This window comes from Micromonospora sp. NPDC047753 (assembly GCF_040642735.1).
Lineage (GTDB): Bacteria > Actinomycetota > Actinomycetes > Mycobacteriales > Micromonosporaceae > Micromonospora.
Genome location: NZ_JBEYSL010000127.1, coordinates 1 through 14,699 on the forward strand (window position 1 = coordinate 1; position 14,699 = coordinate 14,699).

14 protein-coding genes are annotated in these 14,699 nt (G+C 71.6%); 5 read left to right on the forward strand and 9 right to left on the reverse strand.

What is annotated here, in order from left to right; genetic code table 11:
- Positions 1-146: 146 nt before the first annotated feature.
- The 3 genes from ABZ749_RS13540 to ABZ749_RS13550 form a co-directional block, all read right to left on the reverse strand.
- The gene (locus ABZ749_RS13540; RefSeq protein ID WP_357227216.1) at positions 147-1,115 is read right to left on the reverse strand and encodes an N-acetylmuramoyl-L-alanine amidase; all 969 of its coding nucleotides are present in this window, start codon (positions 1,113-1,115) and stop codon (positions 147-149) included.
- Positions 1,115-1,267, reverse strand: coding sequence for a hypothetical protein (locus ABZ749_RS13545; protein WP_238666485.1), 153 nt, complete (start codon positions 1,265-1,267; stop codon positions 1,115-1,117). The genes ABZ749_RS13540 and ABZ749_RS13545 overlap by 1 nt, the downstream gene beginning before the upstream one ends.
- A gap of 126 nt (positions 1,268-1,393) precedes the next feature.
- Positions 1,394-2,182 carry an aldo/keto reductase gene (locus ABZ749_RS13550; protein WP_357227219.1) on the reverse strand — a complete coding sequence of 263 codons (789 nt, stop codon included), beginning with the start codon at positions 2,180-2,182 and terminating at the stop codon, positions 1,394-1,396.
- A 94-nt stretch (positions 2,183-2,276) separates the two neighbouring features.
- On the opposite strand from ABZ749_RS13550, the gene ABZ749_RS13555 reads away from it, so the two are divergent.
- Complete coding sequence (locus ABZ749_RS13555) at positions 2,277-3,326, forward strand: DNA polymerase ligase N-terminal domain-containing protein (RefSeq protein WP_357227222.1); 1,050 nt, start codon at positions 2,277-2,279, stop codon at positions 3,324-3,326.
- A gap of 14 nt (positions 3,327-3,340) precedes the next feature.
- Entirely contained in the window at positions 3,341-4,531 is a 1,191-nt protein-coding gene (locus ABZ749_RS13560) for a threonine synthase (protein ID WP_357227225.1), read from the forward strand.
- A gap of 51 nt (positions 4,532-4,582) precedes the next feature.
- Here ABZ749_RS13560 and ABZ749_RS13565 read toward each other — a convergent pair whose 3' ends face one another.
- The 4 genes from ABZ749_RS13565 to ABZ749_RS13580 all read right to left on the reverse strand — a co-directional run bounded on the left by ABZ749_RS13565 (position 4,583) and on the right by ABZ749_RS13580 (position 9,566).
- Entirely contained in the window at positions 4,583-5,950 is a 1,368-nt protein-coding gene (locus tag ABZ749_RS13565; protein WP_357227228.1) for a pectate lyase, read from the reverse strand.
- Between the two features lie 259 nt (positions 5,951-6,209).
- Positions 6,210-8,009 carry a glycoside hydrolase family 15 protein gene (locus ABZ749_RS13570; protein ID WP_357227231.1) on the reverse strand — a complete coding sequence of 600 codons (1,800 nt, stop codon included), beginning with the start codon at positions 8,007-8,009 and terminating at the stop codon, positions 6,210-6,212.
- Positions 8,010-8,051: 42 nt separating this feature from the next.
- On the reverse strand, positions 8,052-8,444 hold the full coding sequence (locus tag ABZ749_RS13575) for a cupin domain-containing protein (protein ID WP_355005457.1): 393 nt from the start codon (positions 8,442-8,444) through the stop codon (positions 8,052-8,054).
- 243 nt (positions 8,445-8,687) lie between these two features.
- Positions 8,688-9,566, reverse strand: coding sequence for a sulfotransferase domain-containing protein (locus ABZ749_RS13580; protein WP_357227234.1), 879 nt, complete (start codon positions 9,564-9,566; stop codon positions 8,688-8,690).
- Between the two features lie 91 nt (positions 9,567-9,657).
- Between ABZ749_RS13580 and ABZ749_RS13585 the strand changes: the two genes are divergently transcribed.
- On the forward strand, positions 9,658-10,728 hold the full coding sequence (locus tag ABZ749_RS13585) for a hypothetical protein (RefSeq protein WP_357227237.1): 1,071 nt from the start codon (positions 9,658-9,660) through the stop codon (positions 10,726-10,728).
- 8 nt (positions 10,729-10,736) lie between these two features.
- Here the strand turns inward: ABZ749_RS13585 and ABZ749_RS13590 are convergent, their stop codons facing one another.
- Positions 10,737-11,018, reverse strand: coding sequence for an adhesin (locus tag ABZ749_RS13590; protein ID WP_091393621.1), 282 nt, complete (start codon positions 11,016-11,018; stop codon positions 10,737-10,739).
- 192 nt (positions 11,019-11,210) lie between these two features.
- A complete protein-coding gene (locus tag ABZ749_RS13595) occupies positions 11,211-12,344 on the reverse strand; it encodes an NAD(P)-binding domain-containing protein (protein WP_357227239.1) in 1,134 nt (377 codons plus the stop codon).
- A 49-nt stretch (positions 12,345-12,393) separates the two neighbouring features.
- Here ABZ749_RS13595 and ABZ749_RS13600 point away from each other — a divergent pair, with 49 nt between their 5' ends.
- Together ABZ749_RS13600 and dacB are read left to right on the forward strand one after the other, a co-directional pair.
- Positions 12,394-13,110 (forward strand): aquaporin, encoded by a 717-nt coding sequence (locus ABZ749_RS13600; protein WP_357227241.1) that lies wholly within the window; start codon positions 12,394-12,396, stop codon positions 13,108-13,110.
- A 66-nt stretch (positions 13,111-13,176) separates the two neighbouring features.
- On the forward strand, positions 13,177-14,699 hold a 1,523-nt coding region (dacB, locus tag ABZ749_RS13605; RefSeq protein ID WP_357227244.1), incomplete at its 3' end, for a D-alanyl-D-alanine carboxypeptidase/D-alanyl-D-alanine-endopeptidase.

Genomic DNA, 14,699 nt, shown 5'->3' on the forward strand with positions numbered 1-14,699 from the left:
ACCATGCGGTCGCGCCCCCACCATGCAGGAAATCCGTTCGGCTTCCTTGAAGTCGGGGCATCCTCGCACGTGGGACACCCCGACTTCCGGGAAGTCGAGTCGATCGAGTCAGGGCCGGGCGGGTCAAGCCGCAGCGGGCGTCGGGGTCAGACGCGGGTGAGGCGGACGGCGTCGGCGACGATCAGACCGGTGGCGCTGCTCCACCGGCTCACCGCCACCCGGTTGGCGTCCCCGGCCGGCAGCGTGAACGTGCCGAGGGACCGCCACTGCCCGCCGGTGGCCCGCTGGTCGACGACGACCGTCCGGTTGCCGGTGGTCGTGGCGACGATGTACGGGGCGGCACCGTTGTATCCGGAGGTCGCCGGCCACCACGCGTCGACCCGGTAGTTGGCGGTGGCCGGGACGTTGAACTTGTACCAGGCGGCGTCACTGGCCGCGACCGGCTCCGCGTACCGGTAGTCGGCACCGTAGCGCTGCGCCGAGTACGTCGACACACCCCAGTTTGCGCTGGCGGTGAACCGGCCGGCGGTGGTGTTGTCCACGATGGAGGACCATGCCGGCGGGTTCCCGCCGGACATCTTCGCGGCCACGTCGGCGCGCATGACGTTCAGGTCGATGAACGACGGGTCGATCTTGCCGGAGGTGCTGGTCTCCCGGTGGCCCCGGGCGTAGCTGCTGTCCCGGCCGAGCCGGGTGAGCACGGCGGCCGTGGCGGCGAGCGACGCGTTGTACTGCGCGGCGGTCATCTCCTGGTTGACACCGTTGTAGTCGATCTCCCATCCGATCATCAGGGTGTTGCCGTCCCCGGCGGGGATCGGTCCGCTGCCGCCGCTGACCCCGGCGTGGTTGCACCGGCCGGCGGAGATGACGTGGAAGACACCGTTGTAGTCGACCAGCGCCTGACACAGCGGGCCCGGCAGGTCGGACCGGCCGTTGATGCAGATGCCGAGCGCCGGGTGCGGGTTGCTGGCGCTGGAGGTCGAGGCGGTGTGGTGCCAGAGCACTCCGATCGGGTCGAACGAGCCGGGCCGCATCCGGTTGAGCCAGTCCCCCTCGACCACGACCTGGACCCCGGCGGCGCGCAGCACGTCCACCAGCCAGGGGATCGTCGCCATCAGGCGTCCTGGAGCAGGTCGGCGAGGCATTCGGCCTTCGGCGCGGCACTCGCGGCGGCGGGTCGGGTGACCACGGTCAGCGCGGCGACCACCAGGGCCGGGATGCCGAGCACCCCACGACGGGGCAGACGGATGGACGGGGTTCTGGCCATGGCGATCCTCCAGCGACTGGGGGGTACGAATGGATCGACGAACGTGATGACGGGACGCTATACCGTCACGTACGTCGATGTCGATACCCTTCATTTCCCGGTCACGTACTGAAGGAATTCGCCGACTCAGACCTCACCGAGCGCGTCGATGTCGCGCATCTCCTCCGCCGTGAGCGAGAAGTGGAAGACGTCGAAGTTCGCGGTGATCCGCTCCGGGGTCACCGACTTCGGGATCACCACGATCTCGTGGTCGATGTGCCACCGCAGCACCACCTGCGCCGGGGAGACGCCGTGCGCGCCGGCGATCCTGGTCAGCACCGGGTCACTGAGGTCGCTGGTCTTGAACGGGCTGTAGCCCTCCAGCACCACGCCGCGGTCCCGGTGCTCGGCGTGCCGCTGCCGGTCGTACAGCGACGGGCTCCACCGGATCTGGTTGACCGCCGGGTTCTCCTCGGTGGACTGGATCAGCTCGTCGATCTCCGAGGTGCTGTAGTTGCTGACACCGACCGCCCGGGCCAGGTTCTCGTCGCGGGCGGCGAGCATCTCGCGCCAGAGCGGGATGCTGTCCCCCGGCGACGACGGCGGCCAGTGGATCAGCCAGAGGTCCACGTGCTCGACGCCGAGCGCCTCCAGGCTGGCCTCCAGCGTCGCGCGCTCCCGGCCCACCCGGTCCGGCGGGAGCTTGGTGGTGATGAAGAGGTCCTCCCGACGCAGCCCGCTCTCCCGTACCGCCCGGCCGACCTCCCGCTCGTTGCCGTACACGGTGGCGGTGTCGAGGTGCCGGTAGCCGGTGTCGAGCGCGGCCAGCACGGCGTCGTAACCGGCCTGGCCGGTGGCCTGCCAGGTGCCGAAGCCGAGCAGGGGCATCCGCACGTCACCGGGGAGCAGGGCAGTGGGCTGGTCGGTGAGGTCCATGAGGTCCGTTCTACCCCGCCGCGCCCCCGACCGCCGAGTGAACCGGACACTCCGGCGTCCAGCGCACCGGTCCGCTTTGCCGGAGAATGCGGGTGTGACCGACCGGCTGGACGAGTACCGGCGACGGCGGGACGCGGCCCGCACACCCGAGCCGGTGCCGTCGGAGAGCCCGCCGTCGGCCGGCCCCGACGCCGACGCCGCCCGCTTCGTCATCCAGCAGCACCACGCCCGCAGCCTGCACTGGGACCTGCGCCTGGAGCACGAGGGGGTGCTCGCGTCCTGGGCGGTCCCGCGCGGTCTACCCCGCGATCCGGGTCACAACCACCTCGCCGTGCACACCGAGGACCACCCGATGGAGTACCTCGACTTCGCCGGTGAGATCCCCGCCGGTGAGTACGGCGGCGGCCGGATGCTCATTCACGACCGGGGCACCTACCGCTGCGAGAAGTGGCGCGACGACGAGGTGATCGTGACGCTCTCCGGTGAGCGGACCGCCGGCCGCTACGTCCTCTTCGCCACCGGGGGACGGGACTGGATGGTCCGCCGCACCGACCCCGCACCGCCGGGCTGGACGCCGATGCCGGATCTGGTCCGACCGATGCACGCCACGTCCGCCGCCCGGCTCCCCCGCGACCTCGCCGCCTGGGGGTACGAGCTGCGCTGGGACGGCGTGCGGGCGATGGCGTACGTCTCCGGCGGGCGACTGCGGCTGCTCTCCGAGACCGACGAGGAGATCACCGGCGGGTATCCGTGGCTGCGCGCGATGGCCGAGGCGCTCGCGCCGACCGAGGCGGTGCTCGACGGTGTGCTGGTCCGCATCGACGGTGCCGGGCGGGTCCGCCCGGTCCGGCCGGCCGCCGGCAGCCGGGTTCCCGCCGGCGCCCAGTACCTGATCGTCGACCTGCTCTGGTTGGAGGGCGTGAGCAGCGTCGACGTGCCGTACGCGCAACGCCGGGAGCTGCTCGATGGGCTGGTCTTGTCCGGTACGCACTGGCAGACTCCGCCGTGGTTCCCGGGCGCGGGCGACGAGGCCCTGCGTGCCGGGCGGGAACAGGGCCTGCCGGGCGTGGTCGCCAAGCGACTGGACTCGGTCTACCAGCCGGGGCGGCGCAGCCGGCACTGGCTGAGCATCGACGCGGTGTGACGGCGAGGAGCGACGTGTACCTGACTCACCTGGACTGCCCGCGCTGCGGCAAGGAACACGCCGCCGACCGGTTACAGAATCTCTGCGAGTGCGGGTCGCCGCTGCTGGCCCGCTACGATCTGCCGGCTGTGGCTACCGTGGTCACCCCGGAACACTTTCCGCTGCGCCCGGCCGACCTGTGGCGCTACCGGGAGCTGCTGCCGGTCGCCGACCCTCGGCACGTCACCACGCTGGGTGAGGGCTGGACGCCGCTGTTGCGGGCCCCGGCGTACGGCACCGAGATCGGCATCGCGGACCTGATGGTCAAGGACGAGGGGCTGATCCCGACCGGCTCGTTCAAGGCCCGGGGCGCGGCGGTCGGGGTGAGCCGGGCCCGTGAGCTGGGCGTCGAGCGGATCGCGATGCCCACCAACGGCAACGCCGGGTCGGCCTGGGCCACGTACGCCGCGCGGGCCGGAATGGGCGCGACGATCGTCATGCCGCTGGAGGCGCCGAGCATCTGCCGTCGCGAGTGCGTCGCCGCCGGTGCCGACCTGCGCATGGTCGACGGGCTGATCGGCGACGCCGGTCGGCGGGTGGCCGAGCTGATCGCGGAGTCGAACGGAGCGATCTTCGACGCCGGCACGCTGCGTGAGCCCTACCGCCTGGAGGGCAAGAAGACGATGGGGTACGAGATCGTCGAGCAGCTCGGCTGGCAGACGCCGGACGTCATCATCTATCCGACCGGCGGTGGGGTGGGCCTGATCGGCATCCACAAGGCGCTGCACGAGCTGCGCGAGCTGGGCTGGATCGGCGACAAGCTGCCCCGGCTGGTGGCGGTGCAGTCCACCGGCTGCGCGCCGATCGTGCGGGCCTTCGCCGCCGGCGAGGATCGGGCCCAGCCGTGGACGGACGCGCACACCGTGGCGTTCGGCATCACGGTGCCGGCCCCGCTGGGCGACGAGCTGATCCTGGCGGCGCTGCGGGAGTCCTCCGGCACGGCGGTCGCCGTCGACGACGCGGACATCCTGGCCGATCTGCGGGACTTCGCCGCCCGGGAGGGGCTGCTGCTCTGCCCGGAGGGGGCGGCCTGCCTCACTGCGGCCAAGCAACTGCGCGCCGGCGGGTGGATCCGGGCGGGCGAGCGGGTGGTGGTGCTCAACACCGGTGCCGGGCTGAAGTATCCGGACACTGTCGACGTCTCCGGCGTACCCCTGATGGGGTGAGGTGACGGCGCCCCGCGGACCGGGCGGTGCGCGGGGCGCCGTCGTGCCGGTCTACTGGTAGGTGATGTCCGAGGGCGAGTAGAGGCAGTTGACGCCGTCGGCGCCCTCGCCGATCTCGGTCGGCTCGCTGCCCTTCGGTACGCCCTTGTACTTCACGCAGATCGAGGTCTCCCGGTCCGGGTCGCCGACGATGGTGATCCGGCTGAACCGGGCGGTGTCGCCCCAGTTGGTGTTGATGCCGGCGATCGCGTCGGTGTTCCGGACGATCACGTTGTCGATCACCACGTGCCGCTGGTACGACGTGGAGCAGTTGCCGCAGGCGCGGTAGAGCTTCCCGGCGTTCTCCACCCGGAAGTTCTTGATGTAGACGGTGCCCGAGCCGTTGTGCTGGAAGACCTTGTCGCTGGCGGAGCGGGCCCCGCCGCCGTCGACCGTGTACGTGGTGCCGCCGCGGAAGGTCGCCGCGTCCTCGCCGACGTCCTCCCACCAGACGTTGATCAGGGTGCAGTTGCCCTCGCAGTGCACGCCGTCGCCGGCCGGAGCACCGATGATCACGTTGCGCAGAGTGGCGCCGGCGGCCAGCTCGAACATCGGGTCCTGACTCTCGCTCTGCCCGCCGTCACCGATGCCGTAGTAGCGCTTGAGCCCACCGTCGAACGAGCCGGAGACCGGGATCGTGGCGTCCACCTTCTGACTGCCGGTGGGCGTCGGCCAGCCCGCCGGCGGAGGGGTGGTGGTCGGCGGCGGCGTGGTGGGTGGCGGAGTGGTCGTCGGTGGCGGGGTGGTCGGGGTGCCGCCGCCGGACGAGTCGACAAGCACGTCGTCGAAGCCGCCACTGGCGTACGCGGTGACCAGGCCGATCCGGCCCGCACCGGCCAGGCTGTTGCTGCCGGACGCGATCTGGGTGCCGTTGACGAAGCCGCGGATGGTGCTGCCGCTGGTCTCGATGCGCAGCGTGTACCAGGTGCCGGTGCCGATGCCCAGCGCGGCGGAACCGATCGCCGTGACGGAGCTTCCGTTCACCGCCTGGAGTTCGGCACGGCCGGAGCCGAGCAGGGCCAGCCGGTACATCTTGGTGCTGCTGGTGGAGCGGGCGGCGAGCCCGACCAGGGCGCTGGACGAGCCGAAGCTCGTCGGCCTGACCCGGGCCTGCACGGAGTAGTTGCTCCAGCTGCTCTGGCCGGCGAACTGGCGGGCCAGCTCGCTACCGGCGTTGGACTGGTTGAGCACGCCCGAGCCGTCGACGGTCCAGGTGCCGCCGGACTTGGACCAGCCGGAGGTGTCGCCGTCGGTGAAGTCGTCGCTGAAGACGGTGGCCGCGAAGGCCGAGGTCATGCCGGCGGCGAGGGCTGCCGCGGTCACCCCGGCGCCCACCGCCAGCAGGAGTGGTCGGCGGCCGGAGAGTCGTCTTTTCTGCACAGGTGTCCTCCTTGACGCATGTGGTGGTGATCCCTCGGCGGCCGTACCGAGACGTGTTCGCACGGCATGCCGCGTTGAACGGGATCGGTGTGCGCCCCCGTCGGACGCCCGGATCCGAAGCGGGGTGAAGCGGGATCAATAGCCCTGGGAAAGGGCTTTCCCACTCCATCGAGGCTAGGACTGTCCAACCATCAGCGTCAATGCCTGGCGCTTGCAGGTCTGTTGCAGGATTCCGGCCCTGACGGAAACGCCCACCGGATCAGTAGCTCTCCGGCTCGGTGATCCGCCAGGCCGCGTTGATCAGCCCGATGTGCGAGAGCGCCTGTGGCATGTTGCCCAGCTGCATGCCGGTGGCGAGGTCGATCTGCTCGCTGAACAGTCCCACGTCGTTGGAGTACCCGACGACCCGCTCGAAGAGCGCCTCGGCGCGCTTCGGCTCACCCGTCATCACCAGGCACTCCACCAGCCAGAACGAGCACAGCAGGAATCCGGCCGGGTCGGACGTCCAGCGCCGCAGCAGGCCGTCCTCGGTGCCCAGCTCACGCTCGACCATCGCGATCGTCGAGCGCATCCGCGGGTCGGTGGCCGGCAGGAAGTGCGTGACCGGCAGGGCGAGCACCGAGGCGTCCAGCTCCGGCGATCCGAACGCGCCGGTGAACGCGCCGATCCGCTCGTTCCACCCCTCGCGCAGCACTGTGTCGCTGATCTCGTCGCGTACCCGCGCCCACCGACGGGGGTCGGCCCGATCACCGAGCCGGTCGGCGAGCCCCACCGCCCGGTCCATGGTCAACCAGCAGGACACCTTGGACGAGACGTAGTGGCGCTCCTCGTCGCGGGTCTCCCAGATGCCCCGGTCCGGCAGGTGCCACGTCGTGGCCACCTGCTCGGTCAGCCCGAGCACCATCTCCCGAAGCTCGTCCTCGAACCGCGTGCCCAGGTAGTCGCGCAGCCGCCACACCGCCGACATCACCTCACCCGGCACGTCGAGCTGCCGCTGCCGCCAGGCGTCGTTGCCGACCCGCACGGGTCGACTGTCGCGGTAGCCGCGCAGGTGGTTGCAGTGGTGCTCGGAGAGGTCGCGCTCCCCCTCCAGCCCGAAGAGCACCGGCACGGGCTCGTCGCCGAACCGGCCGATCGAGCGGGTCGCCCAGTTGAACAGCCGGGACGTCTCGTCGGGGCAGGCGGCCACCCAGAGAGCCCGCATGGTCAACGAGAAGTCCCGCAACCAGGAGTAGCGGTAGTCGTAGTTCCGGTCGCCGCCGATCCGCTCCGGCAACGACGAGGTCAACGCGGCGGCGACAGCGCCACTGCGGGCGTACGTGAGGCCGGTCAGGACCGTCGCGCTGTGCGTGACGAGTTCGGGGTAGCGACCGGAATAGGTGTGCGTCTCCCGGAACGCCCGCCACGCCTGCGTCGTCTCGGCAAGGGTGGTCAGCGGGTCCACCCGGGCCGGCGGGTCGCCGTACGCCTCACCGAACGCGAGGTCCATCCCGATCACCTGACCGGCGGATACCTCGAACTCGTGGGTCACCCGGTCGGTGCCCGCCCGCAGGTGCAGGCCTCCGGCGCGCAACATCAGCACCACCGGGCCGGCACCGGCCAGCACCCCACCGTCCGGCTGCTCGTGCAGGTACGGCGTGAGCAGGCCGTACTCCGGGCGGGGCGCGAAGTCCAACGCCATGCGTACCCGCCCGGAGAGCCCCTGAACGACCCGGACCAGCACGGCGGGTGAGTTCTTGCCCAGCTCGTGGGCGCGGGCACCGACCTCGGCGGCCAGCGCGTCGGTGACCGCCACGCTGCCGTGCGGGGTGTGGTGCACCGTCCGCAGCACCAACGTGTCCGGCAGGTACGCGCGCTCCACGCGGTGACCCGGGCCGCCGACCCCTACCGGCGCCAGCCGGAAGTGGCCGGCTCCCGGGTCGAGCAACCGCGCGAACACGGACGACCCGTCGAACCGGTGCGGGCACCACCAGTCGATCGAGCCGTCCTTGCCGACCAGGGCACCCGAACGAGAGTCCGACAGAAACCCGTAGTCGGAGATCTGCGGCTGCTGCTCCACCCGCCGGGGGTACCCGCATCGGCCCGGATCAGGCCGGACGGATCACTCGGTCGGCGGCTCGTCCTCGCCCGCCGCCTCGGCCGCGTCGGCCTCTTCCTTGGTCTTGTGCACGGCCTTGTCGGCGTGCTCCGGCGGCCCGTACACCGTGTAGAGCACCAGCGGGTTGGGACCGGTGTTGACGAAGTTGTGCTTGGTGCCCGCCGGCACCACGACCAGGTCGCCCGCGACGACCTTCCGCTTCGCGCCGGCGACCCGCGCCTCGCCGACGCCACTCACGAAGGTGAGGATCTGGTCGATGTCCTCGTGCACCTCCTCGCCGATCTCCCCATCGGCGGGGATGGTCATGATGACCAACTGGGTGTGCTCACCGGTCCACAGCACTCGCCGGAAATCCGGGCTCTGCTCGGCGACAGTCGCGATAGTGAAATGCTCCATGCCCACGCTCATACCCCGTCCGACGGTGCGCCACGCCGGGACTCACGAATGGTGGAATTCCTGACGCTGGGCGGGTTTGGATCCGCACGGACCGGGGATCGAGGAGCGGACCGGCGCGAACGGCCGGTCGAGCCAGGTCCCCGCCGACGTACCGCCGAACGGCTGCGGTGGTGGGAGACGGCCAGAGCGCGGCGACGTTCCGATCACGGAGCGGCGCCGCGCGCTCTTGTGTGCGTGGCGGACCTAGCGGTGCAGCCAGGTGAGCAGGTCGGGTGGGGCCAGCCCCGCGACCCGTCGCCGGTAGCGGACGAGGCCGGCCTCGTTCAGGAGATCGCGCCCCTGACCTGAGCCGCCACGGCGAAAGAACGCCTGCCGGTCGCGCAGCACGCCGAGCGTGTCCGGTGCGAGCCGGTCGGCCCGCTCCCGCATGCGACCGAAGGTGGCCGCCTCCACCAGCTCCGGCCCCGGGCTCGGGAGTTCCCACCGGTCGGCGAGCCGGCGCATCTCCCCGCCCAGATCGGCCAGCAGGTCGTCGTAGTGCACAAGCTCGACGTTCGGCTCGTTCCGGCGGGCCCACGCGTCGCTGAGGTGCATCAGCACTCCGGGCAGCGAATCCAGCGCGGCGCGAGGGTCCGCCTCCCGGTCGACCCAGCTCGGCAACCACTCCCGTACCGAGGGCCGCTCGGGGGGCGGCCCGGCCGGGACGGGTAGGCCGGTCAGCTCGGCGATGCGCGCCCGGTCCAGGTTCGCGCCCTGGTGGTAGAGGGAGACCGCCATGTCCAGCGGGTGCCGGGCCACCACCACGTAGTGCGCCCGAGGGTCGAGCGGCACCCCGTCCAGCGGGGTGTGCGTCTTGATGAACCGCCGGTGTGGCTGGGCGGCCAGCCGGTCGTACACGGTGGCCTGCGGCTCGCCCAACCAGTCCAGCCACGGCGAGAGCTCTGTCAGCGGCGCAGGCAACTCCGGGGTACGGAGCACCAGGAGCGCACAGATCATCTGCATCCAGGTGGTGCCGCTCTTGGAGCGGGTGCTGATCACGATGTCACCGTCGCGGAACGGGAACCCGCCCCACCGCGCGCTGTCCTCTTCGTCGGATTGGTAGCGGTGAATTGGCGTGGGCATCGGTGGATGGTAGTCGCCGAACCGACAGTCGAGCAGCCGAATTCCGGCTTACATTCCTGGGGCATGTCCGTATGCCTGGCTAGATTGAAGTATGGTGCCCGCCCACGGGGGCCGGGCGGCGGCACCGGTCTACCGCCCCATCCTCGCCAACCGACGGGGCGAGCTTGAGGCCCTGAGCCACCTCGATCCCGCGTACGCCGCACTGGTCGCCCCGATCCTGGAGATCGGCGCGGTCAGTCCGTCCACGATGGACGCCATTCGCCGGATGCCGCCCGGGCTGCTGCCCGCCGTCGACGTCAGCGCACTGCCCGACATCCCCGAGGCGGAGCTGACCCGTTGGGGCGTACCGGTGGTGCCGGTGATCGGGCTCTCCGAGAACGACCACCGGCTGGTCGCGCACGGCGCGGCGGCGCGGGCGTACGGCCGGCGCGCGCTCATCCGGCTACGGGCCGGTCGGGACCGGGCCGGGCCGGACGCGAGCACCACGGCGGTGGAACGGATCTGGCGGTTCACCGGCCTCGCCCCGGAAGAGTGCGACCTGCTGGTGGACGCGGGGGACGTCTGCTGCCCGGCGGATGTGCGGACCGCCGAGCCCCGGGTACGCCACCTGCTGGACTGGGCACGCCGACACGCCTGGCGGTCGGTGACGGTGGCGGCGGGCGGTATGCCTCCGACGCTGTCCCGGTTGCCCACCGACGAGCCTGTCCAACTGGACCGTTGGGACTGGCGACTGTGGCGGCGGCTGGCCGACGCCGGGGTCGACTACGGCGACTACGGCGTCCACCCGGCCGGACCGGGCGCGGATGACACTGCCGACCGGTTGCCGACCGTGCGCTACACCGACGACGGCAGCTGGTGGGTCTACCGCTGGGCGCGACGCGGCGGCCGGGGCGACGACCGCTTCGCCGACCTGTGCCGCACGCTGGTGTCGGCACCGCACTGGCCGACCACCGGTGCGGCCTTCTCCTGGGGTGACCATGAGCTGCTGCGCCGGGCCCGCCGGGGCGCCGGGGCCGGCTCGACCGCCAACTGGGCGGCGTGGAGCACCTCGCACCACCTGGCGCACGTGCTCGCCACGCTGTCGCAACCGGCCGGCGACGGCGCGCCGCGGTGGCACCCCGGCCAGGGGCCACCACCGCAGCGGGGACGATCGCTGCGCTGAGGCCGGGTCTACTGCTTCTCGGTGAAGCCGAACTGGATGATGCCCTCGTCGTCGACCGTCGCGTCCACCGACGCGTCCCCGAGCAGCTCGGCGGCGTCCTCGTCCAGGAAGATCCGGGCGCCCTGGTTGTCGACCACCCGGTCGCCCTGTACCGGTTCGGGCACCAGCTCGACGGTGAGCGAGCCCGCCTCGGTGTCGGCGGCGATACGCACACCGCCGTCCTGGGCGACGTCCTGTTGGTTGGCGAGGTCACGGATGACGAGCACGGCGTTGTCGGTCATGGTGAGCATTGACGGAACTCCTCGTGAATTGTCGGCTCGCGGTCGGATACCGCGCGGACCGGACAGTCGGTCCGCGTACGAGCACACGTGGGAGGCGACAGAGGGGCGAACGGTCATCGCCGTCGCATCGAATCGGGGCAGCTGACGGCCCCGTCACTCCCACCGTGCCCGCTGGCCGACCATCCGTCAAATAGAGCCAGGTCAGTGGAGAGCGGCGGCCGGCGCCAGCCAGGCGCGAATCTCGTTGACCGCCGCGCGGCCGGCCCGGTTGGCCCCGATCGTGCTGGCCGAGGGGCCGTACCCGACCAGGTGAACCCGAGCGTCGGCGACCACCCGGGTGCCGTCCATGGTGATACCGCCGCCGGGCGCGCGCAGCCCCAGCGGGGCGAGATGGTCGAGGGCAGCCCGGAAGCCGGTGCACCAGAGGATCACGTCCGCCGGCACGAGCCGCCCGTCCGTCCAGGCCACCCCGTCGGGCGTGATCCGGTCGAACATGGGTAGCCGGTCGAGGACGCCGCGCTCGCGCAGTCGGCGTACCTCCGGGGTGACCGGAAGCCCGGTCACGCCCACCACACTTCCCGGTGGCCGACCGGAGCGGACCACCCGGTCCACCCGAGCCACAGCGGCGCGACCCAGTTCCGGGCCGAACTCCTCGTCGTTGAACGTCGGCGGCCGGCGGGTCACCCAGGTGGTGGCCGCCGCGACTGTGGAGACCTCGCCGAGCAGCTGCACGGCCGAGGTGCCGCCGCCGACCACCACCACGCGCAGGCCGGTGAACTCGGCGGGCCCCCGGTAGTCGGCGGTGTGCAACTGGCGTCCCCGGAACGTCGACCGGCCCGGGTAGTGCGGCCAGAACGGTCGCGTCCAGGTGCCGGTGGCGTTGATCAGGGCACGGGCGGTCCAGGTGCCCCGGTCGGTGCGCACGTCCAGTCGTCCGTCCGGGCGGGAGTGCACCCCCCGGACCCGCACCGGCCGCCGGACCGGCAGGTCGAAGGCCCTCTCGTACGCGGCGAAGTAGGCGCTGACCTGCTCGGAAGCCGGGCGCTGCGGCTCGGTGGGCGGGAACGGCAGCCCGGGCAGGTCATGAAAGCCGTGCACGCGGTCGAAGACCAGCGTCGGCCAGCGGTGCTGCCAGGCGCCGCCGGGCCCGTTGTCGGCGTCGAGGATGACGAAGCCGCTGCCGGGCGCGAAGCCGGTGCGGTGCAGGTGGTAGCCGGCGCTCAGGCCGGCCTGCCCGGCACCGATCACCACGACGTCCGCGGAGTGGGTGTCCACGTGGGCTACAACGCGCGGGACGTCACCGCTGTGCCCGTCCTCGACCGTCGCGCCGGTCACAGACCGCCATTCCGGCTTCGACCACCTGAGCTGCACTTACGCTGAGTGAATGAGCGACTTCCGTCGGTACGCGGCCGAATTCCTCGGCACCCTTCTGCTGGTGTTCTTCGGGGTGGGCAGCGCGGTCGCCGCCCGGGTCCAGGGCGGTGTGGTGGTGGTGGCGCTGGCCTTCGGGTTCGTGATGGTGGCCCTCGTCTACACGATCGGCCCCCTCTCGGGCAGCCACGTCAACCCAGCGGTGACGCTCGGTGTGCTGCTCTCCGGCAAGATCTCGGTACTCGGAGCGGTCGCGTACTGGATCGCGCAGTTCGTCGGCGCGACAGTCGCCGCCTTCGTGCTCTGGGCGCTCACCCGTTGGGGTGACGTCGCGGACCAGACCGGGGCCCTGGGCACCAACGGTTACGGCGCGCACATCAACCGGGGCGGGGCAGCCGTGCTGGAAGTCGTGCTGACCTTCCTCTTCGTGCTGGTCGTGCTGGTGGTGACCAGTCGGAGTGAGAATCCGGGCACCGCCGGGCTGGCCATCGGCCTGGCCCTGGCCGTTACCCAACTGGTGGGCGTGACGCTGACCGGAGCTGCGGTCAACCCGGCCCGCGCGTTCGGGCCGGCGGTCTTCGAGGGCGGCGTGGCGCTGCGGCAGCTCTGGGTGTTCATCGTCTTCCCGCTGCTCGGTGGGGCGCTCGCCGCGCTCGTCGCACCACTGGTCATGGGCGCGCAGCGGCACTACTGGGGTGGCCACGAGAAGACGGTCGGCAGGCCGAAATGACCTGGACGGCAATAACTTTCGCCTGAGGGCCTTTTCTGGCGAATATCTCCGTGACAGCATCAGCGGATGCATCGTCGTCACTTTCCCCGGGCCCTCGCGCTGCTCGCGCTGGTCGCCACCGCGGCCACCGCCGCCGCGCCCGGTGCCACAGCCGAATCGCCCACCCCCGCGACGACCCGCCTGCACGACACCATCGACACGATCCTCGCCGACACCCGGCTGGCCGGCGCGCAGGCGTCGGTGGTCGTCGTCGACACCAGCACGGGCCAGACGCTCTACGACCGCAACGGCGACCGCCGGCTGGTCCCGGCGTCCAACACCAAGCTGCTGACCTCGACCGCGGCCCTTGAGCTGCTCGGCCCGGGGCACCGCTTCGGCACCGACGTACTCACCAGCGGCAAGCGCCGTGCGGCCCTGCTCTCCGGCAACCTCTACCTGCGCGGTGGGGGCGACCCGACAATGCTCGCCGCCGACTACGACGCGCTCGCCGCGCGGGTCGCCGCCGACGGCGTGCGGGTGGTCACCGGAAACCTGGTCGCCGACGACACCCGCTACGACAACACCCGACTCGGCCCCGACTGGACCTGGGACGACGAGCCCTACTACTACGCCGCGCAGGTCTCCGCGCTCACCGTCGCCCCGGACACCGACTACGACGCGGGCACCGTGATCGTGCACGCCGCACCAGCCGACCGGGCCGGTGCCCCGCCGGTGGTCACCACCACCCCCGCAACCGGGTACGTCACTGTCGACAACCGCGCCCAGACGGTCAGCGACGGCGAGACCTCGATCTCGATCGAGCGCGAGCACGGCGGCAACACCGTCGTGGTGACCGGTCAGATCGCCGTCGGCGACGAGCCCGCCAGCGACTGGGTCACCGTCTGGGAACCCACCGGCTACGCGGCCGACGTGTTCCGGTCGGCGCTGCACCGACACGGCGTCCGGGTGCTCGGCCGGACCGTGCTCGGCCAGCCCACCCCGGAGACGGCCCACCCGGTGGCGCGCCACGACTCGATGAGCCTGGGCGATCTGATGACGCCATTCCTGAAGCTGTCCAACAACGGGCACGCCGAGGTGTTGACCAAGGAGATCGGTCGGGTGCTCTCCGGCTCCGGCACCTGGACGGCCGGTCTCACCGCGATCAGCGAGTACGTCGCCGACACCGGAATGGACACCGGAAGGCTGCGCCAGCGTGACGGCTCGGGATTGTCCCGGCGCAACCTGATCCCGGCGGCCGAGTTCGTCGACCTGCTGAGCGCCGTCCGCGCCGAACCGTGGTTCGCGACCTGGTACGCGGCGCTACCCATCGCCGGTCAGCCGGAGCGGTTCGTCGGCGGCACTCTGCGCAGCCGGATGGCCGGCACGCCGGCTGCGGGCAACGTGCACGCCAAGACCGGCAGCCTGACCGGTGTCTCCGGGCTCTCCGGCTACGTGACCAGCGCCGATGGGCGACTGCTGGCGTTCTCCATCCTGCTCAACAACTACCTGACGGCGTCGGTGAAGTCGCTTGAGGACCAGATCGCCGTGTACCCGGTCCAGCGAACCGTGGGCTCGTCGCCGTGCCGGGTGAGCACCTGGATCTCGTCGGC

Excerpts from the sequence above, each read along its gene's own strand:
- ABZ749_RS13545 (WP_238666485.1), bottom strand. The coding sequence starts at position 1,267 with ATGGCCAGAACCCCGTCCATCCGTCTGCCCCGTCGTGGGGTGCTCGGC.
- ABZ749_RS13575 (WP_355005457.1), bottom strand. The coding sequence starts at position 8,444 with ATGGAGCATTTCACTATCGCGACTGTCGCCGAGCAGAGCCCGGATTTC.
- ABZ749_RS13590 (WP_091393621.1), bottom strand. The coding sequence starts at position 11,018 with ATGCTCACCATGACCGACAACGCCGTGCTCGTCATCCGTGACCTCGCC.
- ABZ749_RS13550 (WP_357227219.1), bottom strand. The coding sequence starts at position 2,182 with ATGGACCTCACCGACCAGCCCACTGCCCTGCTCCCCGGTGACGTGCGG.
- ABZ749_RS13600 (WP_357227241.1), top strand. The coding sequence starts at position 12,394 with ATGAGCGACTTCCGTCGGTACGCGGCCGAATTCCTCGGCACCCTTCTG.
- ABZ749_RS13540 (WP_357227216.1), bottom strand. The coding sequence starts at position 1,115 with ATGGCGACGATCCCCTGGCTGGTGGACGTGCTGCGCGCCGCCGGGGTC.
- ABZ749_RS13585 (WP_357227237.1), top strand. The coding sequence starts at position 9,658 with ATGGTGCCCGCCCACGGGGGCCGGGCGGCGGCACCGGTCTACCGCCCC.
- ABZ749_RS13580 (WP_357227234.1), bottom strand. The coding sequence starts at position 9,566 with ATGCCCACGCCAATTCACCGCTACCAATCCGACGAAGAGGACAGCGCG.